We start from the raw sequence: 24,586 nt of genomic DNA, 5'->3' as shown, positions 1-24,586 counted from the left end.
TAACGAATTCTTAGGAGAGCAGGATGAAATTCAGTGAACAATGGCTGCGTGGCTGGGTTAGCCCGCAGGTAAGTCGCGACGAGCTGGTTGCTCGTCTGTCGATGGCGGGTCTGGAGGTCGATAGCGTGACCCCGGCCGCCGGTGTATTCAGCGGCGTGGTCGTGGGCGAGGTGCTGAGCACCGAGCAGCACCCTGACGCCGACAAGTTGCGTGTGTGCCAGGTCAGCAATGGCGCGGAAACCTTCCAGGTCGTGTGCGGTGCGCCAAACGTGCGTCCGGGCCTGAAGATTCCGTTCGCCATGATCGGTGCCGAACTGCCGGGCGACTTCAAGATCAAGAAGGCCAAGCTGCGCGGCGTCGAGTCCAACGGCATGTTGTGCTCGCAAGCCGAGCTGCAGGTCGGTGAAGGCAATGACGGTCTGATGGAGCTGCCGGCTGATGCGCCGGTGGGCGAAGATTTCCGTGTGTATCTGGATCTGGAAGACGCCAGCATCGAGGTTGACCTGACCCCGAACCGTGGCGACTGCCTGTCGCTGGCCGGTCTGGCCCGTGAAGTCGGCGCGCTGTACGACACGCCGGTCGCTCGCCCGGTGGTCATGACCATCCCGGCTGCGCACGACGAAGTGCGTTCGGTAGAAGTGCTGACGCCTGCCGCTTGCCCGCGTTACCTGGGCCGCGTCATCCGCAATGTCGACCTGTCCAAACCAACCCCGTTGTGGATGGTTGAGCGTCTGCGCCGCGCCGATGTGCGCAGCATCGACGCTGCCGTCGACATCACCAACTACGTGATGCTCGAGCTGGGTCAGCCGCTGCACGCTTTTGATCTCGCCGAAATCAATGGCGGCATCCGCGTACGCATGGCGGAAGAGGGTGAGAAGCTGGTGCTGCTCGACGGTCAGGAAGTCAGCCTGCGTAGTGATACGCTGGTAATCGCCGACCATACCCGTGCTCTGGCAATCGCTGGCGTAATGGGTGGCGAGCACAGCGGTGTGTCCGCAACCACTCGCGATGTTTTCCTGGAAAGTGCCTTCTTTGACCAGATCGCTGTGGCAGGCAAGGCTCGTTCCTACGGCCTGCACACCGACGCTTCGCATCGTTACGAGCGCGGCGTGGACTGGCAACTGGCCCGTGAAGCCATGGAGCGCGCCACCGGCCTGCTGCTGGAAATCACTGGCGGCGAAGCCGGCCCGATCATAGAGACCGTCAGCGAGCAGCACCTGCCGTCGATCGCGCCGATCACCCTGCGTGCGCAGCGCATCACCCAGATGCTGGGGATGGAAATGGATTCGGCTCAGGTCGAGCGTCTGCTCAGCGCCTTGGGTCTGAATATTTCCGCTGACGGAGCAGGGCAGTGGCGCGTAGAAGTGCCAAGCCATCGCTTCGACATCAGCCTGGAAGTCGATCTGATCGAAGAGCTGGCTCGCCTGTATGGCTACAACCGTCTGCCGGTTCGTTACCCGCAAGCGCGTCTGGCGCCACAGGCCAAGGCTGAAGCGCGCAGCGAATTGCCTGAGCTGCGTCGTCTGCTGGTAGCTCGTGGTTATCAGGAAGCGATCACTTACAGCTTCATCGATCCGAAACAGTTCGAACTGTTCAATCCGGGCGTCGAGCCGCTGTTGCTGGCAAACCCGATTTCCAATGACATGGCTGCCATGCGTTCTTCGCTGTGGCCGGGTCTGGTCAAGGCGTTGCAGCACAACCTGAACCGCCAGCAGGATCGCGTGCGTTTGTTCGAAAGCGGTCTGCGCTTCGTCGGTCAGTTGGAAGGTCTGAAGCAAGAGCCGATGCTGTCGGGCGTGGTTTGCGGCAGCCGTCTGCCGGAAGGCTGGGCGCAAGGTCGCGACACCGTCGATTTCTTCGACGTAAAAGCAGATGTTGAAGCGGTGCTGGGCTTTGCCGGTGCTCTGGATACCTTCACTTTCGCTCCGGGCAAACACCCGGCGCTGCACCCGGGGCAAACCGCGCGCATCGAACGTGACGGGCGTGAAGTCGGCTTTATCGGTGCAATTCACCCTGAGCTGTCCAAGGCCCTGGGTCTGGATCGTCCGGTCTTCGTCTTCGAGCTGGTTCTGGCTGAAGTCGCTTCCGGAAAAATGCCGCAATTCCACGAGTTGTCGCGTTTTCCTGAAGTGCGTCGTGACCTTGCGCTGATCGCGCACAAAGACGTCGCGGCCTCGGCTGTATTGGACGTAATTCGTGAAAATGCAGGCGAATGGCTCACGGATCTCAGGCTGTTTGACGTGTATCAGGGTAAAGGTATTGATCCTGATAGAAAAAGCCTTGCAGTTGGCTTGACCTGGCAGCATCCATCGCGCACTCTTAATGACGATGAGGTGAATTCGACGACGCAAAATATCCTCACCTCGCTCGAACAAAGGTTGAACGCCACGTTAAGGAAGTGACGTATGGGGGCTTTGACGAAAGCTGAGATGGCGGAACGTCTGTATGAAGAGCTGGGCCTGAACAAGCGGGAAGCCAAGGAATTGGTTGAACTGTTTTTCGAGGAAATCAGGCACGCTCTTGAAGACAACGAGCAGGTCAAATTGTCCGGTTTCGGCAATTTCGACCTTCGGGACAAGCGCCAGCGGCCTGGCCGCAACCCGAAAACGGGGGAAGAAATCCCGATCACGGCTCGCCGTGTGGTCACCTTTCGTCCAGGGCAGAAGTTGAAGGCCCGAGTTGAGGCTTATGCTGGAACCAAGTCATAACGACGAACTACCCGTCATCCCGGGCAAACGCTACTTCACCATTGGTGAAGTCAGCGAGCTGTGTGCAGTAAAGCCACACGTGCTGCGCTACTGGGAGCAGGAGTTTCCTCAACTCAACCCCGTCAAACGCCGCGGAAACCGCCGGTATTATCAGCGCCAGGATGTGCTGATGATCCGGCAGATCCGCGCGCTCCTTTACGATCAGGGTTTCACCATCGGCGGTGCGCGTCTGCGTTTGTCCGGCGATGAAGCCAAAGACGACACCACCCAATACAAGCAAATGATCCGCCAGATGATCGCTGAGCTTGAAGATGTACTGGTGGTTCTCAAGAAATAAAAAGCTGCGTTTGAATACTTCCAGTTTTCAAAAGCTTGCGCTATATTCTTGAGCGCTCTTCGAGATGAAGGGCAGGTTTCAAACCAGTCGGGGCGTAGCGCAGTCCGGTAGCGCACTAGCATGGGGTGCTAGGGGTCGAGTGTTCGAATCACTCCGTCCCGACCATATAATTCAATGACTTAGTCCAACTCTAGCCAGTTGGGCTTTTTCATGCGTAGGGAGTTTTTCGGGACTTCATCTAAGCCGATCATCCAGATCGGCTTTTTTGTGCCTGCGCAAAACCCGCGCAAAAAAGGTCGCCGGATGAAAAGTTTGGATCACTTGATAGACAAGCGGGATCCGACTGCGCAGCCAATCTGATGTCGGGTTGATACTCTGCCTGCCAGGGCTGAAGATGCTCGCTCAGATACACGAATGAAGTGCAGGCCACATCTTTTCCGTCATTGGTTTCTAAGAAAATGGATAAGTTATCTCGCTTGAACTCGCTTTTGATTCAGCACAATGCGGTCGTTTCGCTGAATATCGAAATTCAAGACTTCAAGTACAACCTGGCCTTGACGATGTCGTCGCTCGATGACGCAGCAGAAAGCGCTATCACTATAAATTTTCAGGATGTCAGTGCGCTTGATCTAAGTGGCTTTGGCGGCGGGCTGACTCAATTCATGGAGCTCGTCGTTACCCGAATCGATCGTGGGCTCGACAGGATCAGATATGAATTAAAAGACGTAGAGGACGAGAAAATATCGTTCTACTTCTTTACCTTCAGTGAGCCTATTCATTCGGAGCAATCTTGTGGGTTTGATTGACCGCACTCCCCTGAAGCGCCATTAAATATTGGCGATCGGATGCCGATACCCGGTTATCTAAATTCTGATCGAGCGAAGGCGCATGGAAATCAGCAATACCAGCAGTGAATATCAAAAGCCCAAAAATCTCGCAGGGCTGGGCCGTCGCTGGGGCGGGCAGATCATCGATACATTGATCACCTACTTTTTGATCCTCTTCGTAGGGCGGCTGGCGGAGTTTATTGGTTTGCCGCCAAATGTGGTGGCTGTATTGGCTCTTGGAACGGGTGTGTTGTATTACCTGTTTTCCGACGCAATGCCCAACGGGCAAAGCCTGGGTAAGAAGCTGCTGGGGATGTCGGTGATTGATGAGCGTAGCTACTTGAACTGCAATCTGTATCAATCGTTCATCCGCAACATCACAACGCCGTTTCTGAATATCCTCGACTGGATTTTCATCTTCTTTGGCTCGCGCAAACGCTTGGGCGACATGCTTGCGTCGACAATTGTGATCCGCGTTTAGATGAGTCAAATGAGGCGGCGGCAGTCGCCCAAGTTTTAAGGTTTCGAATCTTGCTGAATATCCTCCGAGTCACTCGAGGTGGCGGCATCTTTCTGGGTTTCTTTGGGTTCGGCACCAGAGTTTGAACCTGACGCTTCTTCGCCCTTTTTATTGGCTTTTTCGTCATTGGACTCGGAGCTGTTCGCCTGATTGGCTCCGGGTGAGACGGCGGGTGCTTCTACCGTTCCTGATTTCTCCGCGGCCTGTGAGAAGAGCGAGCCAGTCAACAGCAGGCTGGCAAGCGTCATGGTGACAATCGACTTGTTCATTGTTGAGTCTTCCGCGCGATGGGGGTAAACCATTGGAGGCATGAACAGGCCCAAGGTGCTTGCTGTTGGACGAGCGGTAGAGTCGGCGGGGACTATGATTTTGCGGCTTGCAAGTCGGCCCATTCAATCCCGAACCGGCTCAGGTATTTTCTCAAGCGATCTGCATCATTCGGCTGCGCCTTGGCCTGGCGCGATACCCCAAACAATCTGCGCCCGGCATCCGACAGGCTGTCTGCCTGCCGGCATACGTCAAGTACCGCCTTCAATTGCAGCCGATCGAACAGGTCCATGCTTTCGGCGTCTCCCGGTAGTTCATCCGACATCCCGTCCGCTTGCGTCAGCCCCCACGCATAACGCAGTCGATCGATTTCTTCCTGCACTTGCGCCTCATCAATTCGTCCGCTGTCAGCCAGTGTGGCCATCCGGGTAATCGACGCTGACAGTTCGCGAAAGTTGCCCAGCCATGCCGCTTCCCGAGAGCTGGCGAAGGCGAGGTAGCGACGCCGTGCTTCGAGGTTGAAGCGCACTAGCTGGCCGTGATCGCGGGCGTGGCGTTCCAGTTCGAAATCGATGTTGGGCTCGATGTCTTCGCGGCGCCCGGCCAGGCCGGGCAAATCAAATGTCCAGAGGTTGATCCGCGCGTACAGATCTTCGCGGAACAGGCCTTCGGCGACGCGGCTGCGCAGGTCGCGATGGGTGCCGGCGATGATCAGGAAGTCGCTGTCGACTTCCTTGTCGGAGCCAAGCGGAAAGAAGCGCTTTTCTTCGATAGCCTTGAGCAGCATCGCCTGTTCGTCCGCGCCCAGCTCACCGATTTCATCGAGAAACAACATGCCGCCGTCCGCTGCCCGTAGCAGGCCGTCGCGGGCGTTCTGTGCGCCGGTGAAAGCGCCTTTGACGTGACCAAACAATGCCGACATCGCGCCGTCGCCACGCAGGGTGGCGCAGTTCACCTCAACAAACCGGCCCTGCATTTGATGGCGACTGCGCTTGAGTTCGTAGATGCGTCGGGCGAGAAACGATTTGCCGGCGCCGGTCGGGCCGATCAGCAGCATGGGCGCCTTGGAGCGCACCGCGACGCGCTCTATCTGTTCGATGGAGCGGTTGAACGCCGTGTTACGGGTGGCGATGCCGGACTTCAAGAACTCCAGGCCTTCGAGGCGTTTGTTGGCGAAACGCGAGGCGATGCGGTCATAGCGCGACAGGTCGAGGTCGATCAGGGCGTGGGTGCCGGTGGCTTGTTCATCTTCGCTTTTGCGTCGGGCGGGGGAGGTCTGGATCAGGCGCGCCGGCAGATAGCGTGCTTCGGTCAGCAGGAACCAGCAAATCTGCGCGACGTGGGTGCCGGTGGTGATGTGAACCAGATAGTCCTCATGTTCGGTATCGAAGCTGTAGGCCGTTGTGAAGTCATGCAGGGCGCCGTAGACCTCTTCGAAATCCCACGGATTGCGCAGTGCCATGGGGCGCAGGTGGACTTCGGTTTCCGGCGAGACCTGCTGGATATCGGCGCGAACCCGTTCAGCGAGGCTGATGTCGCGCGCGTCGATGCCGTGAATCAATTCCAGGCGATGGATCAGCACATCCGGTTGTTGGCACAGGCCCACGCTCGGCCGCCAATGGCTCCAGCGATTGGCGCCCTTGCCAACGCGGTCCAGGGTGGCGCCGATAAAACCGATGGCGACGGTGCGTTTGTTTGGCATGACTATCTCAAAAGATAAATGACGATATCAAATGATAGATTTTTCATGCTGGGTTTGTCTTTGGTTCAGCTAAAAGAAAACCATAAAAATTAAAAAGTCTTTATAAATCAATTACATAAAAAATAAATTTTACGGCTTTCAAAAACTGGCACAGCCGCTGCAATACCTATCGCAACGAACAGGACAACAAAGCGAGACGCCACGATGGCCAACTTCAAACTCTTCAACACGCAATCGAAGCAACTGCCAGCCTGCGACACTTTGAATGCTTCGGGTGCCTCGGCATATGCCTACACCCCGAAGCATCAACTGGCTCAACTGGCAGTCACCGGTTGCCTGAACCAGACGTTTTACGCCAGCGCTGAAAGTCAGCTGGATCAAGTGTTGAAGCTGGTGGCTGAACTCGACAGCCGTTTCGTGGCGAAGGCTGCTGTCTACGCTCGCCAAAAGGGCCACATGAAAGACATGCCGGCGTTGCTGCTCGCGGCGTTAACGGCGAACCGTTCGACGTTGGTACCTGAGGTGTTTGAACAAGTGATCGACAGCGGCAAGATGTTGCGCAACTACGTGCAGATCCTGCGCAGTGGCGCCACCGGACGCAAATCCCTCGGTTCGCAACCCAAACGTCTGGTGCAGAACTGGCTGAACGGCGCGACCGAGCGTCAACTGCTACAAGCGTCGATTGGCAACCAGCCATCGCTGGCGGACGTGGTGAAGATGGTTCACCCAAAGCCGGCTGAGGCCTGGCGCGAAGCGTTCTTCGCCTGGCTGATCGGCAAACCGGTGGATGTGCAGGCATTGCCCGAGTTGACCCGTGATTTGCTGGCATTTCGCAGCGGTGCGAGTCGCGAAGTCCCCGCGGTACCGTTTCAACTGCTCGGCAACGAAATTCTGAGCAAAGAGCAATGGGCGGCGCAGGCCTGCAACATGGGCTGGCAGGGGTTGCGCATCAACCTCAACACCCTGGCGCGGCATGGCGCGTTCGAGGTTCCGGGTTGCGTCGATTACGTGGCAGCGCGACTTGCAGATCCGCAAGAAGTGGCAAAGGCGCGGGTTTATCCATACCAGTTGCTGGCGGCTTATCGGATGGTTGGCGATAACGTACCGCTGCAGATCCGCGAGGCATTGCAGGACGCACTTGAGTTGTCGCTGGCCAACGTGCCGAAGCTGGAAGGCGCGGTGGTGGTTTGCCCGGACGTCTCGGGTTCGATGGGCAGCCCGGCGACCGGTTATCGTCAGGGTGCAACCACCGCAGTGCGTTGCATCGATGTGGCGGCATTGGTCGCGGCAGCGGTGTTGCGCAAACAGCCGGCGGCGCGGGTGATGCCGTTCGAAGTGAAGGTGGTGGATATCCAGCTCAACCCACGGGACAGCGTGATCAGCAACGCGGAGAAACTGGCCGCGGCCTTTGGCGGCGGCACCAATTGCTCGGCGCCGCTGAAGAAACTGGCGGACAGCAAGGCCAGGGTCGATACGCTGATTCTGGTATCGGACAACGAGTCCTGGATCGACACGCGGCGCCAGGGTGCCAGTGAGACCATGCGCCAGTGGGAGCGCATCAAGCAGATCAACCCGCAGGCGCGGCTGGTGTGCATCGATATCCAGCCGGGTTATGCAACGCAGGCGGCGGACCGCGATGACATTCTGAATGTCGGCGGTTTCAGCGATGCAGTGTTCGATGTGGTCGAGCAGTTCACCAGCGGCCGTTACGGCGCGCAGCACTGGGTCGAAGCAATCGAGAATATGCAATGAATTGATTTGTCACAGGCGCTGAATGCCGGTGGGACTACATCCAAGACGTCTCATCAAACCCTTGTCAGCGTGTGTGACGGCACGAATGCCTGATGGCTGTACATCTGAGGCCGGTTAACCCCGGTGCGCGGCAACGCGCAACAGTCATCAACTTTTGTCGTGCCACCTTAATTGAAAAAGAAGGCAGCGAATGCAACAGGTACTCCATCGGAACGCGGGTTCGAATCCCGCCCCGGCAACGGGGGCCTCGACTGGCAGAGCCACAGTGTCTGTTTTTTTGTCGCTGCACATGACGGAACAACGCCGAATCATCGGCCAACGAATAAAGAATAGAGAAATGAAAGAACACACTTACCAACTGCTCGAAGTCGCCAACGGCAAGCCGATCAAACTCTGGACCGAAGGCGTCCCGGTAGAAACCGAGGCCCGCGAGCAACTGATGAACACCGCAAAGATGCCGTTCATCTTCAAGCATCTGGCGGTAATGCCGGATGTGCATCTGGGCAAGGGCTCGACCATTGGCAGCGTGATTCCGACGGTGGCTGCGATCATCCCGGCGGCCGTCGGCGTGGACATCGGTTGCGGCATGATCGCCGCACGCACGTCGCTGACCGCTGCCGACCTGCCGGACAACCTGCAAGGTCTGCGCAGCGCCATCGAGCAAGCGGTGCCCCATGGCCGCAGTTCGAACCGTTCGCGGCGCGACAAGGGCGCATGGGACGAGATTCCGCAGCAAGCCGATCAGGCCTGGGCGGGGCTTCAGCCACGTTTCAAACTGATCACCGACAAGTACCCGAAACTGGCCAACACCAACAACCGTGGCCATCTGGGCACGCTCGGCAGCGGTAACCACTTCATTGAAGTGTGCCTGGATGAAGCCAACCGGGTCTGGTTCATGTTGCACAGTGGCTCTCGCGGTGTCGGTAACGCCATTGGCAACCTGTTCATTCAGATGGCTCAGGCGGATATGCGGCAACACATCGCCAACCTGCCGGATCGCGACCTGGCGTACTTCGAAGAAGGCAGCCAGCATTTCGATGATTACGTGGAAGCGGTGAGTTGGGCGCAGGACTTCGCCAGACAGAACCGCGAACTGATGATGCGTGCGGTGATTCAGGCCACGCGCCAGATCATTCGCAAGCCGTTCGAGGTGGCGCTGGAAGCGGTCAACTGCCACCACAACTACGTGCAGAAAGAGCGGCATTTCGGCGAAGAAGTATTGGTCACTCGCAAAGGCGCGGTGTCGGCGAAGAAAGGTGAGCTAGGGATCATTCCGGGCTCGATGGGCGCCAAGAGTTTCATTGTGCGCGGCCTGGGCAACGAAGAGTCGTTCAACTCCTGCAGCCACGGCGCCGGCCGGACCATGAGCCGCACCAAGGCCAGGAACACCTTCACCGTCGAGGATCAGATCCGCGCCACGGCGCATGTGGAGTGCCGCAAGGACGAAGCGGTGATCGACGAAATTCCGATGGCCTACAAGGACATCGACAAAGTCATGCACGCCCAGCGCGAGCTGGTGGAAGTGCTGCACACCCTGCGGCAAGTGGTGTGCGTCAAAGGATAAAAGGAGCAGCAAGCATGGAATTCGAAGAACGCCACCCGCTTTGCGACACGATGCGTGCGCGGGTACTGGAAGAGTTGGCGCGTATAGAGCGTGAGCGCAACGTCACGGTGTTATACGCCTGTGAGTCCGGCAGTCGGGCCTGGGGCTTTGCCTCGACCGATAGTGACTACGACGTACGGTTTGTGTATGTGGAAAAACCGCAGTGGTTCGTTCAGGTCGACACGCCGCGCGATGTGATCGAGCGGCCATTGGACGATGAGCTGGATGTCAGCGGCTGGGAACTGCGCAAGACCCTCGGGTTGTTGCGCAAGTCCAACCCGACGCTGCTGGAGTGGCTCGACTCGCCATTGGTATACCGCAGCGAAAGCGCGCAGGTTGCGCAACTGCGGGAGCTGGCCGAAGCGTTCTACAGCCCGCCGGCAGCCCGCAACCACTATCTGTCGATGGCGAAAAACAACTTTCGCCAGTACCTGCAAGGCGACAGCGTGCGGTTCAAGAAGTACTTCTACGTGCTGCGGCCGTTGCTGGCGGTGCGCTGGATCGATCAGGGGCGTGGGCGTCCACCGATGACCTTCGCCGACCTGCTGACCACGGTCGACGACCGCGCACTGCTCGCTGAAGTCGACGAACTGCTGGCACTTAAACGCAATGCCGACGAGCGCGCCTACGGCCCGCGTCGTGCGGCGCTGCACAGGTTCATCACGGCCGAACTCGAACGCGACGTGCCCACACTACTCAGAACTCAGGAAGACTCGCGACAACTGGATGACTACCTCAGGGACATCGTCGGGTTGTATGCGTAAGGATTGAAATGGAACCGCAAGTGATTGAACTGGACGGCGCGATTGGCGGCGGTCAGGTGTTGCGCAGCGCGCTGAGCCTGTCGATGGTGACGGGCCAGGCGTTTCGCATTAAACAGATTCGTGCCCGCCGCAGTCGGCCGGGATTGTTACGCCAGCATTTGACGGCGGTGATGGCGGCCGCCGAAGTCTGCGGCGCACGGATCGCGGGAGCGGAGCTGGGCTCGCAGGCGCTGTATTTTGAGCCGGGAACGATTCGTTCGGGTGATTACCGGTTTTCGATCGGCACGGCCGGTAGTTGCATGTTGGTGTTGCAGACATTGCTGCCGGCGTTGTTGCAGGCGCCGGGCACAAGTCGCGTACGGATCAGCGGCGGTACGCATAATCCATTGGCGCCGCCTGCCGATTTCCTCACGCGCAGTTGGTTGCCGCTGATGCGACGCATGGGGGCCGGCATTGAGCTGGATCTGTTGCGTTACGGCTTCGTCCCGGCCGGTGGTGGTGAGATCGACGTCACGGTGCAGCCGTCGCAACTGACGCGACTTGATCTGTGTGAGCGCGGGGCGTTGCTGTCGCATCAAGCAATGGCGCTGACGGCCGGTCTCGCACCGACTGTCGCCGAGCGAGAACTGAATCGGGTGGCCAAACGCCTGAACTGGTCATCGGAAACCTTGCAGTCGATCACGCTCGATCCGGCGCGTGGCCCCGGTAATGTGTTGTTGCTGGAGTACGTGTTCGAGCAGGTCACCGAAGTCTTCAGTGCCTTTGGCCAGGTGTTGTTACGGGCGGAGAAGGTCGCTGATAGCGCAATCAATCAGGCGGCAGACTGGTTGCGCAGTGACGCTGCGGTGGCGGAACACCTCGCCGACCAGTTGCTGCTGCCGATGGCGCTGGCCGGTGGCGGATCATTCACCACCCCAAGGATGACCGAGCATCTGCACAGCAACATCGCGGTGATCGAGCGCTTCTTGCTGGTGAATATCGAATGTTCGGAGGAGGGCGCCGAGTGTCTGCGGGTTGAGGTCCGCAGTATCCGCTGATCACGGCGCAGGCACAGGTCAATCTCGGAAAAGCGGCAATTTGCTGGCCCACAGGCTTGGGCTTCCCCGGCAAACTCGCCTTTTTTCAAAAGGTTAGGTTGGCTATATGCGGACGATTGTCATAACCGTTGCAACGCTTTCCCTGGCTGCCTTCGCTTCAGCCATTGACGCGAGGGAGTTGAGCAAGAGTCATCGGTTTGCCTGTACCTGGGGCTCGGACATCGCTGCCGGAGCGCAGCAGTCGAAGCTGTCGGGGATCTCGTTGTATGGCGCGCGCAAGCAGTTGCAGGTGCGCAAGTTCCAGCAACCGTGGATGCGCATGACGGCGATGGGGATTACCGAGCAGACCTACAACAGCACGTCGAAACTCAAGCCGGCGGCGGTCAAGCAGACCTATTACGAACAATGCGTGCGGCATGAGCTGGCCCAGCGATAAACCAAAAAGCCCGACCTGAAGAGGTTGGGCTTTTTCATGTCTGCTGAAATGTCAGCGTCACTGGTCGCTCTCGCAATTAACCATCCATGACACGCCAAAGCGATCGACCAGCATGCCGAAACGGGCGGCCCAGAATGTGGTTTCCAGCGGCATGTCGACGCGAGCGTCCTTGGCCAGCGCATTAAACACCCGCTCGGCTTCAGCAATGCTGTCGACGTTGAGTGAAATCGAGCAACCGCTCATGCCCCCGGTTGGCCGGTCAGGCGTGGTGTCGGAGGCCATGATCATCTGGTCGCCCACCTTCAGGCAGGTATGGATGACCAGATGGTGGTGCTCTTTCGGTACGTGTTCGGCGGCGGGTGTTTCGCCGAAGGTCATCATTGCTTCGAGTTTGCCCTGCAAGGCTTGTTCGTAAAAGGTGAAGGCCTCGCGGCAGTTGCCGTTGAAGATCAGGTAGGGATTGATTCGCATGATGGCGTTCCTGGCAGTAGGTGCGGAGAGAGGCGATGTTCGCCAGGTTCCGCGAAAGGCGGTTAAACCATAGCAAAGCATTGGACGCCGCAACGGCCAGAGTTTTTCCAGATGTTTTTCTTCTGAAAACGCCGCGCTTCAGCACGGATAAAACCTGCGGAGTACCATGACACCCTGTACGACCTGTCGAGCTTGATCTGCCATGCCTTTGATTTCCCGCTTCAACGCCCTGTTCGATCAGGCCCGGCGCGCCCTGTTGCTGGTCTGGGCGACATCACGCGGGTTGTTTCTGGGGTTGGTGCTGGCGACCCTGATTGCCGGCGTTCTGCCGGCGCTGGCTGCGTGGCTGGGCCAGCGCATTGTCGATGCGGTCGTGACGGCGATGCAGTTGCACGCGCAGCAGGGCGATGCGCCACTGTGGCCGGTGTTGCGTTATGTGTTGATGGAGGCGGGGGTATTGGCGCTGTTGTCCGGCACGCAACGGGCGCTCTCGGTGCAACAGTCGTTGCTGCGGGTGCAGTTGGGGCAGAAGGTCAACACGCTGATTCTGGAGAAGGCGCAGACCCTGTCGCTGGTGCAGTTCGAGAATTCCGAGTTCTACGACAAACTGGTCCGCGTGCGCCGCGAAGCTTCGACCCGGCCGCTGGCGTTGGTGATGAAGTCGCTGGGGCTGATCCAGAACCTGATCATGTTGATCAGCTTCGGTGTGCTGCTGGTGCATTTTTCGCCGTGGGCGCTGGTCTTACTGGTGATCGGCGCGTTGCCGGTGTTCTTTGCCGAGGCGCATTTTTCCGGCGACGCTTTCCGCTTGTTCACCCGCCGGGCCCCGGAGAGTCGGCAGCAAAATTACATCGAAACCTTGCTGTCCCATGAGGCCTATATCAAAGAGGTCAAGCTGTTCGGCTTCGCGCCGTTGCTGTTGCAGCGTTATCGGGACACCTTCGCCAAGCTCTACGCTGAGGATCGGCGCCTGACGTTGCGTCGCGATGGTTGGGGCTTCGGTCTTGGATTGCTCGGCACCGGGGCGTTCTATCTGGCTTACGCCTGGGTGGTGATCGATGCCGTGCACGGCAATATCAGTCTCGGCCAGATGACCATGTACCTGGTGCTGTTCAAGCAGGGCCAGAGTGCGGTCAGCAGCAGCCTGAGTGCGATCAGCGGCTTGTACGAGGACGGTCTGTACTTGTCGAATCTGTACGAATACCTGGCCGAACCGGTGCTGGCCGATTCCGGTCACCTCACTGTCGGCGCGCAACCGGGCGATGGCCTGCGCTTTGAAAACGTCGGTTTCCGTTATCCCGGAGCAACCCGTGCAGCGCTGGAAGGTATCGACCTGCACTTGGTGCCGGGCAAGAGCGTGGCGCTGGTAGGGGAGAACGGCTCAGGCAAGACCACGCTGATCAAATTGCTGACCCGCCTGTATCGGCCGGATCAGGGGCGCATTCTGCTCGATGGCAGCGATTTGCAGGATTGGGAAGAGATCACCTTGCGTCGGCGTATCGGCGTGATTTTTCAGGATTACATTCGCTACCAGTTCACTGTGGGTGAAAACATCGGCGTGGGGGATACCTCGGCGTTCAATGAAGAACAACGCTGGAAGTCAGCGGCCGCCGAGGGAATGGCCGCGCCGTTCATCGAAGGGCTCGACCGCGGCTACGCCACGCAGTTGGGCCGCTGGTTTGCCGGCGGTCAGGAGTTGTCGGGTGGGCAATGGCAGAAGATTGCCTTGTCCCGGGCCTATATGCGCCGCGATGCCGACATCCTGATCCTCGACGAACCGACCTCGGCGCTGGATCCGGCGGCGGAAGCGGCAGTGTTCGAGCATTTCAGCCAGCACACCGAAGGGCGCATGACCCTGCTGATCTCCCATCGCTTTTCCAGCGTGCGCAACGCCGATCAGATCATGGTGCTGGAGGGCGGACGGATACTGGAGCAGGGCGATCACGACAGCCTGATCGCCGCCGATGGACACTATGCCAAGCTGTTTGATCTGCAGGCTCGCGGCTATCGCTAGGAGTCCTGTGCGCTGCGTGCCAGCGCGGGTCCTGCGACGTGGGGCGCGGGTTTGAACTGCATCAGCGCATCAATTGCCTTGCGATAATTCTGTCCGCCCAGCGCCATGCTGTTGTTGTGGGTGGCTCCCGGCACCAAGAGCAGTCGCTTTGGTTGTTGGGCGGCGTTGAACAGTTGCTCGCTGAAGCGCGGCGGCACAAACGCGTCGGCCATGCCGTGCACCACCAGCAGTGGCATGTGAATCTCGGCGATCTTGTCGATGGAGTCGAATTTCTGCGACAGCAGCCAGCGTACCGGCAGCGAAGTGTTGGCCACCGCCGCCGCCACATCGGCGAGAGAGGTGAAAGTCGACTCGATCACCAGGCCTTTGACCGGCAGCGGGGTATGGTCCCGAGCCGCGTCCTGGCCGAGTTCGGCGGCCAGATCAATCGCCACCGCACCGCCCAGGGAGTGACCGTAGATCAGGCGCTTGCTCGGGTCGGGCTGCAGCAGTTTGAAACGTTCCCACGCCACACGAGCATCTTCGTACACGCTGCTTTCTGAAGGCAGATCACCCTTGCTCTGGCCGAAACCACGGTAGTCGATGGCCAGTACCGAGTAGCCGGCCGCGCGCAGTTGTTCGATACGGAACAACTGCCCGGTGAGGTTCCAGCGCACGCCATGCAGATAGAGGATTGCCGGGGCATTGGTTTTTTCTGCCGGCCACCACCAGGCATGAATATTCTGCCCGGCCTTGAAGCTCTTGGGCTGCAAGTCGAGTTCCTGCACGCTGCCCGGCAAGCCGTGATACCAGCCGGCCGTGCCCGGTTCGATGCGAAACAGCAGTTTGCGCTCGGTGTGTTCGAGCACCGCACAACTCGTCGGCACGCCAATGATCAGCGCAGCCATGCAGGCGAACGCCAGACGGCGACGACGCAAACGAGTCATGAAGGACAGGAACATTAAACGGTTCACCACAACGCAGACAAAGAAGGCTTTTTACCAGAAGCCTCCGCCTGCGCGTGACTTTTTCGACCGCCGTGTGCTTGCAACGATTACAAAATGCTGCGGCTCAGTCCACCCGCAGCACAATTTTGCCAATGTGATCGCCACCTTCCATGCGTGCATGCGCCTGGGCCGCATCGTTCAGCGAGTAGACCTTGTCGATGATCGGCAGGCAGCGCCCGGCGGCCAGCACCGGCCACACGTGTTCGCGCAGTTGCTCGGCAATTGCGGCCTTTTCCTCCGAGGTACGCGCACGCAGCAACGAACCCGTGATCACCGCGCGTTTGGCCATGATCGCCAGCAGGTCGACGTCGTTGGCCCGTCCGCCGCCGAGAAAGCCGAGCATTACCAGCCGGCCATCCATTGCCAATGCGCTGACATTACCGTTGAGGTACGAAGCACCCATGATATCGAGAACCGCGTTTACCCCTTGACCTGCAGTCTTTTCGGCGATGACCGCGGCGAAGTCCTGCTCGCGATAATTGATCGGCTGGCCACCCAGTTCGCTGATGGCCGCGCATTTATCCGCGCTGCCGGCCGTGGCAAAGGCTTCGATGCCGAATTCGCGGCAGAGCATCAGCGCGGTAGTGCCGATGCCGCTGGTGCCGCCGTGGATCAGCACCCGCTGACCGCGCTGAGCGTTACCGAGGCCGAACAGGTTGGCCCACACGGTAAAGAAGGTTTCCGGGATGGCGGCTGCCTGCACCCAATCCAGACCATCGGGGATCGGCAGGGTTTGTCCGGCCGGGACAGTGCAGTACTCGGCGTAACCGCTACCGTTGGTCAGCGCGCAAACCTTGTCGCCCACGGCAAACTCGCTGACGCCGGCGCCCAGCGCCACGACTTCGCCGGCCACTTCCAGGCCGGGAATCGGATTCATTCCGGGCTTCATTGGGTATTTGCCGGCCCGTTGCAGGGCGTCGGGGCGGTTGATCCCGGCGGCATGCACGCGAATCAGCACTTCACCGGCTGCGGCGACGGGCAGGGGCACGTGTTTGGCCTGCAAGACTTCGGGGCCACCGGGTTGGGTGATTTCGATACGGGTCATTTCGCTGGGCAATGTCATATCCGGTCCTGTTGCGTAGGTGGTCTGTAGGTGGGAGTTCAAAGGGGCGCCAATGATTCCCTGCAAAAGCATTTCAAGCTTGAGAACAGGGGTGAGGATATCGGCTATTGTTGCTGCTTTAGCGCAGCGTTTTGGCGGCACAGTGATGCAAATCTGCATCAACGGGGGATCAGATGAATTGGGATGACGCACGGGTATTTCTCGCGGTCTGTCGCGAGTCGACACTGCGCGGCGCAGCGCGGGTGTTGGGTGTGGATCAAGCTACCGTAGGACGGCGGATTACCGCACTGGAAAAGTCCCTCAGCGCGACGTTGTTCCTGCGCACGTCTGACGGCTATGCGCTGACCGCTGTCGGTGAAGCGGCGCTCAGGTCCGTGGAGAAAATGGAGCATTCGGCGCTGGAGCTGGAGCGGCAGATCCAGGGGCTGGATGATCGTCTGACCGGCACGGTGCGGGTCAGCACCACCGATTCGCTGGCCATCGACTTCCTGATCCCGGCCATCGCCCGCCTGCATGAACTGCATCCGGACGTACGCGTGCAGTTGGACGCCTCCACGCAGATCCTCAGTCTGGCCAAGCGCGAGGCGGATATCGCCGTACGCAACACCCGGCCCGACAATCCGGACCTGATCGCCCGGCGCATCGCGCGCTGGCCAACGGGATTGTTCGCCTCAAAAGCTTACGTTGAGGCCCACGGAGAACCTGAACCCGGCAATGCTTTCGCCGGGCATGATCTGGTGGTTTATCAACCGTATCTGCAGAGCAACCGGGACCTGAACCTGGTGGGGGAGCCGATCAGCCGCGGACGAATCGTCGCCAGCCTCGGTTCCAGCCTGTTGATGCGTCGCTCGATTGCGGCGGGCATTGGTGTAGGAGAAATCCCGCTGTACATGGGCGAACGCGACAGTCTGGTCAGGCTCTGGCCGCAGCGTACCCGGCCGCAGCCGTACGAAGTGTGGCTGGTGACCCATGCGGACCTGCGTCATACCGCGCGGGTGAGGGCAGTGATCGAGCAGATCGTCGAGGTGTTTGCGTCGGAAAACGAGTAAGGCGCGTTTTCTCGGCGAACTCACAAGGTCTGACGAAATGGCCTACGCCGGACGCAGAATCCGCTGGCTTGTAGGCCGAAGGACCGGGGGCTATCGTACCCAAAGGCTGGTGCGAGGCCGCACGCTTGCACTGGAGTGACATACCACGGACGGTATCGGTAGCCCGATAAAGGTGTCGAATTGGAAGCCAGGGAACTCAGTCACTTTCAAAGCAGTGACATAACGGGTAACGGTCAGAGTACGCAAGTCATGGGCGCCATCAGTCGAGAAGAATTCAATGCCAGGATCGAGACCATCGAGACACGAATGGATGCTCGACTGGACGCGGTATCAATGAAAATTGACGGGTTTCTATCTGTTCAGGTTGAGCGCGACAAACGCTACGACTTGATTACGCAAGAGATGCGCAGAATTGCCGACGGCGCGCAGGACGCAGCAAGGCAGGGCGCCACCGTCAAGGCCAACGTCTGGGCAGCAACGGCTGTCCAGTTACTTGGAATAGTCGCCATCGTCGTTGGGGCCTATTACGCCAATCAAGCCAACATGTACGTAGCTATACAAACCACCTTCGCGGCGGTCCAGGCGGGCAAGGATGCCCACACACCCAAATCGCCGGAGTTGCCAACGCCACTGCCACCGCAATAAAAAACGGCCTTCAAATGAAGGCCGTTTTTGCAGGCGTTAAACCCGTGCCTCATGGCATTTGCGGCAACTCCTGCGGCCGCAGATCAAACACCAGCACTTCGGCATCCACGCCGTTGCTCAAGGTCAGGGCCTGTTCTTCACGAACCCGCACACCGTCGCCTTCCTGCAACTGCACGCCGTTGAGTTCCACGCTGCCACGCGCCACATGCACGTAGGCATAACGGTTGGCCGGCAGTTTCAGCGTTGCGCTTTCCTGGCCGTCGAGCAGGCCGGCGTAGACCCGTGCGTCCTGACGTACTTTCAGCGAGCCATCAGCGCCGTCCGGCGAGATGATCAGTTGCAGGCGGCCACGTTTTTTCTGCGCACTGAAGTGCTCTTGCTGGTAGCGCGGCTTGGCACCGGCCACTTCCGGCACGATCCAGATCTGCAGAAAGTGCACAGGCCGGGTGGCCGAATGGTTGAACTCGCTGTGGGCCACGCCACTGCCGGCGCTCATCAGTTGCACATCACCAGGGCGGATCACCGAACCGGTGCCCAGGGTGTCCTTGTGCTCCAGCGCACCTTCAAGCACGTAGGAAAAGATCTCCATGTCGCGGTGTGGGTGCTGGCCGAAACCCTTGCCGGCCGCCACGCGGTCGTCGTTGATCACCAGCAGGTCGGAAAAACCCTGTTCGCGTGGATCGCGGTAACTGGCAAAGGAAAAGGTGTGGAAGGACTTCAGCCAGCCATGATTGGCGAGGCCACGGTCGGAAGCTTTGCGAAGGGTCAGCATGATGGATTCTCCTTGCGGGACGTTGATTCGTCCGAGTGAGGAGAAGGTTACTGTTAAACGATGGATGCAATAAGTAGATGGAAATTGAAATACTGTCCCTCTCAGGTTGACAGTTTTGCGCAGTCGATCACGCATTCTTTTCGCCGCTCTCTACGCACTTGGCCATAATGCGAGGCTTGCTTCCTTTTCCTTGATTTCAGTGATGTTCACCCATGAAAACCGTGGCAATGGTGCTGTTTCCCGACTTTCTTCTGCTCGACATGGCCGGTCCCATGGAGGTGTTTTCGGTCGCCAATCGCTACTTGAAGCCCGAAGATCACTATCAACTGATTACCCTGGGCACCGAGCGCGGGATGCTGCGGGCGTCCAATGGCGTGCAGGTGCAGACCGACCGCCATATCGACGACCCGACCCCGGCCTTCGACCTGTTGCTGGTACCGGGTGGGCCGGGTGCCTATAACGAAAGACACCCGGCGCTGCTCGCCTGGCTGCGGCGCGCGGTGAGGCAGGCTGGTTGCTACGGTTCGATCTGCACCGGGGCCTTTGTGCTCGGGCATGCCGGTCTGCTCGACGGTTATCGCGTGACCACGCACTGGAACTACACCGAACGACTGATCAAGGCCTTCCCCGAGGCGCAGGTGGAGACCGACCGGATCTACACGGAAGACCGCAATCTGATTACCTCGGGAGGCGTGACCGCCGGTATCGATCTGGCGCTGGCCGTGGTTGCCCGGGATCATGGGAAAAAAGTCGCTCAGGACGTGGCCAAGGTTCTGCTGGTGGTGATGAAACGACAGGGCGGACAAGCACAGTTCAGTCCGTTGATGGCGGCAGTATCCCCCCAGGAAACCGCGATCACGCGGGTGCAGAACCATGTACTGGAACACCTCGAAGAAGCCTTCACGGTCGAGCGCATGGCGGGTCTGGCGAACATGAGTACCCGGCACTTTGCGCGGCTGTTCGCGCGGGATGTGAGCATGACGCCGATGGAATTTCTGCAAAACGCCCGGATCGATTGCGCGCGTAATCTTCTGGAGACCACCGAGCTGCCGTTGAAGACCGTCGCCTATAAAAGTGGTTTCGGCAGTGTGCGGCACATGCGTTTTCTGTTCACTGAAAAGCTTGGTCTGACCCCGGCGCAATACCGCGAACAGTTCAGCTAGAGCGGTTGTGTCCGTCCGGTGCATCCGGATGTCCGTGTTGCGCCCCGTACGGAGGTTGTGCCGTTACCGGCGCCTGCCAAGATAAACGGCAACGCTTGGGAGGGAGAGGCACTGGACGCCGAGGGCATGCTGCCCGCGAGCACTGGCGCCGGAAAACGGCATGAACAGCCACAACGACTTACCCGCTGCATCGGTCCTGCATTTCGGGCCATACGCCTTTCATCTGCGCCAACGGTTGATCCTCGAAGGGGATCGACAGTTGCGCATGGGCGGGCGCGCTCTCGATATTTTGCAGGTGCTGGTCGAGCACGCTGGTCGAGTGGTGCGCAAGGAGCAGTTGATCGCCTGGGTGTGGCCGGACAGTGTGGTCGAAGAGATCAACCTGCGGGTGCACATCGCTGCGTTGCGCCGGGCGCTGGGCGATGGTGAAAACGGCCAGCGCTACATCGTCAATGTGCCGCAGTGTGGTTACAGCTTTATCGCCCCGGTGCACGGCGACAGTGTCGCGCAAGTGGTATTCGAAACCCTACAGGCGCCGCAACATAACCTGCCCGCACGCTTGACCCCGGTCATCGGCCGCGATTCGCTGGTCGGCAGCCTGGTGCGACAAATGCCGCTGTGCCGGCTGATGACGTTGACGGGCCCGGCGGGCATCGGCAAATCCACGGTGGCGTTGCGGGTGGCCGAGTTGCTGTTGCAGCATTATCGCGACGGTGTCTGGTACATCGACCTGTCCATTGCCGGTGATGCGCCGTCGTTGCTCGACTGTCTGCTGCACACTCTGGATACCTCGTTCGATACGTTAGCGTCGCGGCATGCCTTGCTGATCCTGGATAACGGCGAGCGGCGTCGCGAATCATGCCGGGCGCTGGTGGAACGATTGCTGTTGGCGGCGCCGCGGCTGGCGCTACTGGTCACCAGTCGCGAACCGCTGCAAGCCCATCTCGAGACCCTGCAACCGATTGCGCCATTGACCTTCCCCAAGGCGTCGGCACCGGCCAGTGTCGACGAACTCATGGGCTATTCGGCGGTGCAATTGCTGGTCAGCCGTGCGCGTGCCCGTCAGCACGATTTCCGCCTGCGCGAGCAGGATCTGCACACCGTGGGCGCGATCTGTCGGCGCCTGGACGGTTTGCCGCTGGCCATCGAACTGGCGGCTGCGCAAATCGATGCGCTGGCGCTGGTGGGGCTGCTAGCGCAACTGGACAACGGTCTGCGCCTGCTCAGTCATGGCCGACGCACCGCGATGCCCCGGCATCAATCCATGAGCGCCGCGCTGGACTGGAGTTATCAGGATCTGCGTCCCTGTGAACGACGGGTATTGCAGCGCCTGTCGGTGTTCAACATGGCCTTCACCGCGGACGCTGCGCTGCGGGTCATTGACGGTGCGCATCTGCGGGCGGTGATTGAACGCCTGGCCGCCAAGTCATGGCTGACGATGGAGCGCGGTGGAGATTCGACGCGGTATCGGATGCTCAACACCCTTCGCTGTTATGTCCGCGAACAGCTGGAAACCAGCGCTGAACGGATGGATAACCTGCAGCGTCATGTCCTGTACAGCGGACGAAATCGATCAAGCGCGGGCGGACAACTGGCCACGCAACGCGTCGAGCAGTGAGCGCACTTTGCGCAGGTCCGGGGTGGCATAGCCTTCGGTGAAGCGCTGGTAGATCGGGGTCAGCAGATCCAGTGCCTCGCGATGGCGTGATTGACGCTGCCACAGTTGTGCCAATGAGGTGGCGCTGCGTAGCTCCCAGGCCAATGCGCCCTGGGAGCGGGCGATGGCGAGAGCGTTTTGCAGGAGTTGTTCTGCCTGCTCGCTGAGGCGTCCCTGCGCACAACCCGCCTCATCCGCCAATAACCGCTCAGCCTCGGCCCGCAACACTTCTGCGGTGCTCCAGCCTGCCGCACCGCTGTGCGCCCGCTCCAGCAACGCGTCATCGATATGGCGAACATCGAGCGTGACCATCAGCTCCTTGATCAACCCGTTATCCGCCGAAGCGTCGGGCTGGGCCAGATGCTTATCGATCACCTGCGCATAGTGCCGGCCCCAGCGATAGAACAGCAGCACCGAGTGCTTCTGCGCCTGCTCCAACAGCAGTTGCAACAGCGCGCGAGCGTTCTTGTCGTCGCCGTTGTAATGCGCGATCAGACAGCTGGCCAGCGCCAGGGTGTAGCAGATCGAAGTGCCGTGATTGATCTGCACCGCGATGTCCAGCGCCTGCCGAGCGGTGCGCCAAGCCTGTTCGGGAAACCCCTGCAGCCACAGCACCCGGGCAAGAATGGTCAGCGAAGCCACGCTCTGGTCGTACTGCACGCCGAAACCGTGAGTGAAGCGGTTGCGATAGCCACTGTGGGCCATGCGCTGGATCACTTGCTCGGCACTGACCCGCGCTTGCGGCTGGTCGCCGGCGAAGTGCAGGGCGAGGACGCGCAAGCGGTGAATGCTCAACGACAGCAGTGGCTCGTCGTGGCCGCCGAGACGATCAAACTGTTCGCTTTGCAGCAATGCCGCCTGGTAATGCCCGCAACTGAGATTGACCGCCAGGTGCCCGGAGATGGCACGCAACTGTCCGGCGACATCGTTTTGCTGTTGCGCCAATGCGTTGGCTTGAGTGAAGGCGTCGACAGTCTCCGGCGAACCGCCCCAGGTGTGGTAGCAGGCGCTGCCGAGTGCCAGTTGCAGGGCAATCTCCAGACGTGGGCAGGGTTGCTCGGCACCGCCGAGCAAGGTCAGTGCCTGGCGCACATGGTCGCCATATTCCTTGAGCAAGGACAGCTCCTGCCACAACGCGGCCGACGTCGCTGTCAAACGGATGCCGAGATGTCGCGAGCCGTTGCCGTGCAAACTCCAGTCCAGCGCGGCGCGCAGGTCTTCCAGGCTTCGGGCATAGCGCTCGATCCACTGCGTGCTCGGAGTGCTTTCCCATTCGGTCTGCGCCTGCTCCATCAATGCCAGACAGCGTTCGGCGTGGCGTTCGCGCAGGGTTTCGTGCTCGCCGCTGTATTCGAGTTTTTCCAGGGCGTAATGGCGGGTCGTGTCGAGCAGGCGATAAAACACTTCTTCATCGCCAACATCCACATTCAGCAGCGATTTACCCACCAGTTGCGTGACCGACGCGAGTACCTGCGTCGGATCGATGTGCTGACCGACGATCACCGCCGCGGCCGATGCCAGGCTGAAGCTGCCGCGAAAGACCCCGAGGCGGCGCAGGCAAGTCTGCTCGCAGGGGCTGAGCAGGTTGAAGCTCCAGTCCAGTGTGGCGTGCAATGTCTGGTGCCGCGCATGGCGCGGGTGGTTGCCCGCCGCCAGCGGGTGCAGATGGCCCTGCCATTGCTCCAGCAAGCCGCTCAGGCCCAGGCTCTCGACCTGCGCTGCCGCCAGCTCCAGGGCCAGCGGAATACCGTCCAGGCGCCGACAGATTTCCATGGCCAGCGGTACGTCGGCGTCGCTCAGTTCAAAGTGTTCATGGGCGCCCATGGCCCGTTCGACGAACAGTTGCAGGGCAGCAAAACCCATCGCCTGCTGGCGATCGAGAACGGCCATCGCTGGCGGGCAATCGAGGGATTCCAGACGCTGCACGAACTCGCCTTCAGCGCGCAGGCTTTCACGGCTGGTGGCCAGAATGTGCACCTGCGGCGCGCCGCTCAGCAGGCTCTCGACGAGCAGCGCCACGGCATCGATCAGGTGCTCGCAATTGTCGATCACCAGCAGCATCTGCCGCTCGCGCAAATGATTGATCACCCCTGCCAGCGGATCGCCGTCGTGCACTGCCAGATCAAGCAGGGTTGCCAGTTGCGAGGCGATCAGCGTCGGGTCGTTGAGCGGTGCCAGATCCAGCAGGCGGATGCCGTCACGATAGCGTCCGAGCAACTGCTCGGCGACGCGCAGGGCGACGGTGGTCTTGCCGATTCCGCCGGGGCCGACCAGGGTGATGCAACGCTGTCGCGGCAGTTGCTGCATCAGATTGTCCACCAGCGGCTGGCGGCCGATCATCCGGGTATGGCGCAACGGCAAATTATGGCGTCCGGGTGCTGCCTCCAGCAGCCGTTGTCCGCTGACTTGCACCGTCAGCGGGGCAACGAAACTGTAGCCGCGCTGGGCCACGGTGACGATGTAGCGCTGGCCGGCCTGACCATCGCCCAGCGCCTTGCGCAGGGCGGCCATGTGTACTCGCAGATTGATGTCTTCGACGACACTGTCCGGCCACACGCCAGCGAGCAGTTGCTGCTTGCTCACCACTTCACCGGCATGCGCCAGCAGCATCAGCAGAATGTCCATGGCGCGCCGACCCAGGCGCAGCGGCTGGTCACCTTCCATGACCAGCCGCTGCCCGGTGTAGATCCGATAGGGGCCGAAGCCGATGGCCTGATTCGGGGAAAGACTCAACAGCACACTCCTGCGGTGATGCGGCGATCCTGGCAAATGAACGCTGCGTGAGGACGCAGATCGTCGGGTGCAAGGTATCG

Annotated in this window: 22 protein-coding genes and 1 tRNA gene; 16 read left to right on the top strand and 7 right to left on the bottom strand. The window is 60.0% G+C overall.

All coding sequences use genetic code 11. The features are described 5' to 3' along the window. The first annotated feature begins 23 nt into the window (after window positions 1-23). From pheT to V9L13_RS10730, 6 genes are all read left to right on the top strand, one after another. Window positions 24-2,402, top strand: coding sequence for a phenylalanine--tRNA ligase subunit beta (gene pheT / locus V9L13_RS10755; protein ID WP_338802490.1), 2,379 nt, complete (start codon window positions 24-26; stop codon window positions 2,400-2,402). Between the two features lie 3 nt (window positions 2,403-2,405). After that, complete coding sequence (gene ihfA / locus V9L13_RS10750; RefSeq protein ID WP_002553164.1) at window positions 2,406-2,708, top strand: integration host factor subunit alpha; 303 nt, start codon at window positions 2,406-2,408, stop codon at window positions 2,706-2,708. Further along, a complete protein-coding gene (locus V9L13_RS10745) occupies window positions 2,689-3,045 on the top strand; it encodes a MerR family transcriptional regulator (RefSeq protein ID WP_003179985.1) in 357 nt (118 codons plus the stop codon). The genes ihfA and V9L13_RS10745 overlap by 20 nt, the downstream gene beginning before the upstream one ends. An 88-nt stretch (window positions 3,046-3,133) precedes the next feature. Next, a tRNA-Pro gene (locus V9L13_RS10740) sits at window positions 3,134-3,210 on the top strand. A gap of 293 nt (window positions 3,211-3,503) precedes the next feature. Then, window positions 3,504-3,851, top strand: coding sequence for a hypothetical protein (locus V9L13_RS10735; RefSeq protein WP_098964618.1), 348 nt, complete (start codon window positions 3,504-3,506; stop codon window positions 3,849-3,851). An 82-nt stretch (window positions 3,852-3,933) separates the two neighbouring features. After that, window positions 3,934-4,353 (top strand): RDD family protein, encoded by a 420-nt coding sequence (locus tag V9L13_RS10730; protein ID WP_338802489.1) that lies wholly within the window; start codon window positions 3,934-3,936, stop codon window positions 4,351-4,353. A 35-nt stretch (window positions 4,354-4,388) separates the two neighbouring features. Here V9L13_RS10730 and V9L13_RS10725 read toward each other — a convergent pair whose 3' ends face one another. Then, window positions 4,389-4,661, bottom strand: coding sequence for a hypothetical protein (locus V9L13_RS10725; RefSeq protein WP_338802488.1), 273 nt, complete (start codon window positions 4,659-4,661; stop codon window positions 4,389-4,391). 92 nt (window positions 4,662-4,753) lie between these two features. After that, a complete protein-coding gene (gene rtcR, locus V9L13_RS10720; RefSeq protein WP_338802487.1) occupies window positions 4,754-6,361 on the bottom strand; it encodes an RNA repair transcriptional activator RtcR in 1,608 nt (535 codons plus the stop codon). A gap of 204 nt (window positions 6,362-6,565) precedes the next feature. Here rtcR and V9L13_RS10715 point away from each other — a divergent pair, with 204 nt between their 5' ends. From V9L13_RS10715 to V9L13_RS10695, 5 genes are all read left to right on the top strand, one after another. Next, window positions 6,566-8,113: an RNA-binding protein gene (locus V9L13_RS10715; RefSeq protein WP_338802486.1), complete on the top strand. Its 1,548-nt coding sequence runs from the start codon at window positions 6,566-6,568 to the stop codon at window positions 8,111-8,113. 337 nt (window positions 8,114-8,450) lie between these two features. Beyond that, window positions 8,451-9,677 carry an RtcB family protein gene (locus tag V9L13_RS10710; RefSeq protein ID WP_338802485.1) on the top strand — a complete coding sequence of 409 codons (1,227 nt, stop codon included), beginning with the start codon at window positions 8,451-8,453 and terminating at the stop codon, window positions 9,675-9,677. A gap of 14 nt (window positions 9,678-9,691) precedes the next feature. Further along, window positions 9,692-10,480 (top strand): nucleotidyltransferase domain-containing protein, encoded by a 789-nt coding sequence (locus V9L13_RS10705; protein ID WP_338802484.1) that lies wholly within the window; start codon window positions 9,692-9,694, stop codon window positions 10,478-10,480. Window positions 10,481-10,488: 8 nt separating this feature from the next. After that, window positions 10,489-11,517, top strand: a complete 1,029-nt coding sequence (gene rtcA, locus V9L13_RS10700; protein WP_338802483.1) for an RNA 3'-terminal phosphate cyclase — start codon at window positions 10,489-10,491, stop codon at window positions 11,515-11,517. A gap of 106 nt (window positions 11,518-11,623) precedes the next feature. After that, a complete protein-coding gene (locus tag V9L13_RS10695; RefSeq protein ID WP_338802482.1) occupies window positions 11,624-11,953 on the top strand; it encodes a hypothetical protein in 330 nt (109 codons plus the stop codon). A gap of 57 nt (window positions 11,954-12,010) precedes the next feature. On the opposite strand, the gene V9L13_RS10690 is transcribed toward V9L13_RS10695, so the two are convergent. Then, window positions 12,011-12,424 carry a VOC family protein gene (locus V9L13_RS10690; protein ID WP_338802480.1) on the bottom strand — a complete coding sequence of 138 codons (414 nt, stop codon included), beginning with the start codon at window positions 12,422-12,424 and terminating at the stop codon, window positions 12,011-12,013. A 202-nt stretch (window positions 12,425-12,626) separates the two neighbouring features. Here V9L13_RS10690 and V9L13_RS10685 point away from each other — a divergent pair, with 202 nt between their 5' ends. Continuing rightward, on the top strand, window positions 12,627-14,438 hold the full coding sequence (locus V9L13_RS10685) for an ABC transporter ATP-binding protein (protein ID WP_338802479.1): 1,812 nt from the start codon (window positions 12,627-12,629) through the stop codon (window positions 14,436-14,438). Here V9L13_RS10685 and V9L13_RS10680 read toward each other — a convergent pair. Further along, window positions 14,435-15,379, bottom strand: coding sequence for an alpha/beta fold hydrolase (locus V9L13_RS10680; protein ID WP_338802478.1), 945 nt, complete (start codon window positions 15,377-15,379; stop codon window positions 14,435-14,437). The two genes, V9L13_RS10685 and V9L13_RS10680, sit on opposite strands and share 4 nt — an antisense overlap. A 109-nt stretch (window positions 15,380-15,488) precedes the next feature. Further along, window positions 15,489-16,487, bottom strand: a complete 999-nt coding sequence (locus tag V9L13_RS10675) for an NAD(P)H-quinone oxidoreductase (RefSeq protein WP_338802476.1) — start codon at window positions 16,485-16,487, stop codon at window positions 15,489-15,491. 173 nt (window positions 16,488-16,660) lie between these two features. Between V9L13_RS10675 and V9L13_RS10670 the strand changes: the two genes are divergently transcribed. Continuing rightward, window positions 16,661-17,536: a LysR family transcriptional regulator gene (locus V9L13_RS10670; protein WP_338802475.1), complete on the top strand. Its 876-nt coding sequence runs from the start codon at window positions 16,661-16,663 to the stop codon at window positions 17,534-17,536. Window positions 17,537-17,785: 249 nt separating this feature from the next. Continuing rightward, a complete protein-coding gene (locus tag V9L13_RS10665; protein ID WP_003226336.1) occupies window positions 17,786-18,181 on the top strand; it encodes a hypothetical protein in 396 nt (131 codons plus the stop codon). A 49-nt stretch (window positions 18,182-18,230) separates the two neighbouring features. Here the strand turns inward: V9L13_RS10665 and V9L13_RS10660 are convergent, their stop codons facing one another. Further along, window positions 18,231-18,953, bottom strand: a complete 723-nt coding sequence (locus tag V9L13_RS10660; RefSeq protein WP_338802474.1) for a pirin family protein — start codon at window positions 18,951-18,953, stop codon at window positions 18,231-18,233. Window positions 18,954-19,165: 212 nt separating this feature from the next. Here V9L13_RS10660 and V9L13_RS10655 point away from each other — a divergent pair, with 212 nt between their 5' ends. Together V9L13_RS10655 and V9L13_RS10650 are read left to right on the top strand one after the other, a co-directional pair. Then, complete coding sequence (locus tag V9L13_RS10655; RefSeq protein WP_338802473.1) at window positions 19,166-20,116, top strand: GlxA family transcriptional regulator; 951 nt, start codon at window positions 19,166-19,168, stop codon at window positions 20,114-20,116. A gap of 160 nt (window positions 20,117-20,276) precedes the next feature. Further along, a complete protein-coding gene (locus V9L13_RS10650; RefSeq protein WP_338802472.1) occupies window positions 20,277-21,734 on the top strand; it encodes a winged helix-turn-helix domain-containing protein in 1,458 nt (485 codons plus the stop codon). Here the strand turns inward: V9L13_RS10650 and V9L13_RS10645 are convergent. After that, window positions 21,690-24,506 carry a winged helix-turn-helix domain-containing protein gene (locus V9L13_RS10645; RefSeq protein WP_338802471.1) on the bottom strand — a complete coding sequence of 939 codons (2,817 nt, stop codon included), beginning with the start codon at window positions 24,504-24,506 and terminating at the stop codon, window positions 21,690-21,692. The genes V9L13_RS10650 and V9L13_RS10645 overlap by 45 nt on opposite strands. Window positions 24,507-24,586: the final 80 nt, after the last annotated feature.

This window comes from Pseudomonas sp. RSB 5.4 (assembly GCF_037126175.1).
Taxonomy (GTDB): Bacteria; Pseudomonadota; Gammaproteobacteria; order Pseudomonadales; family Pseudomonadaceae; genus Aquipseudomonas; species Aquipseudomonas fluorescens_H.
Note: the sequence above shows the minus strand (reverse complement) of the source record. Positions and strands in the feature narration are given on the sequence as shown.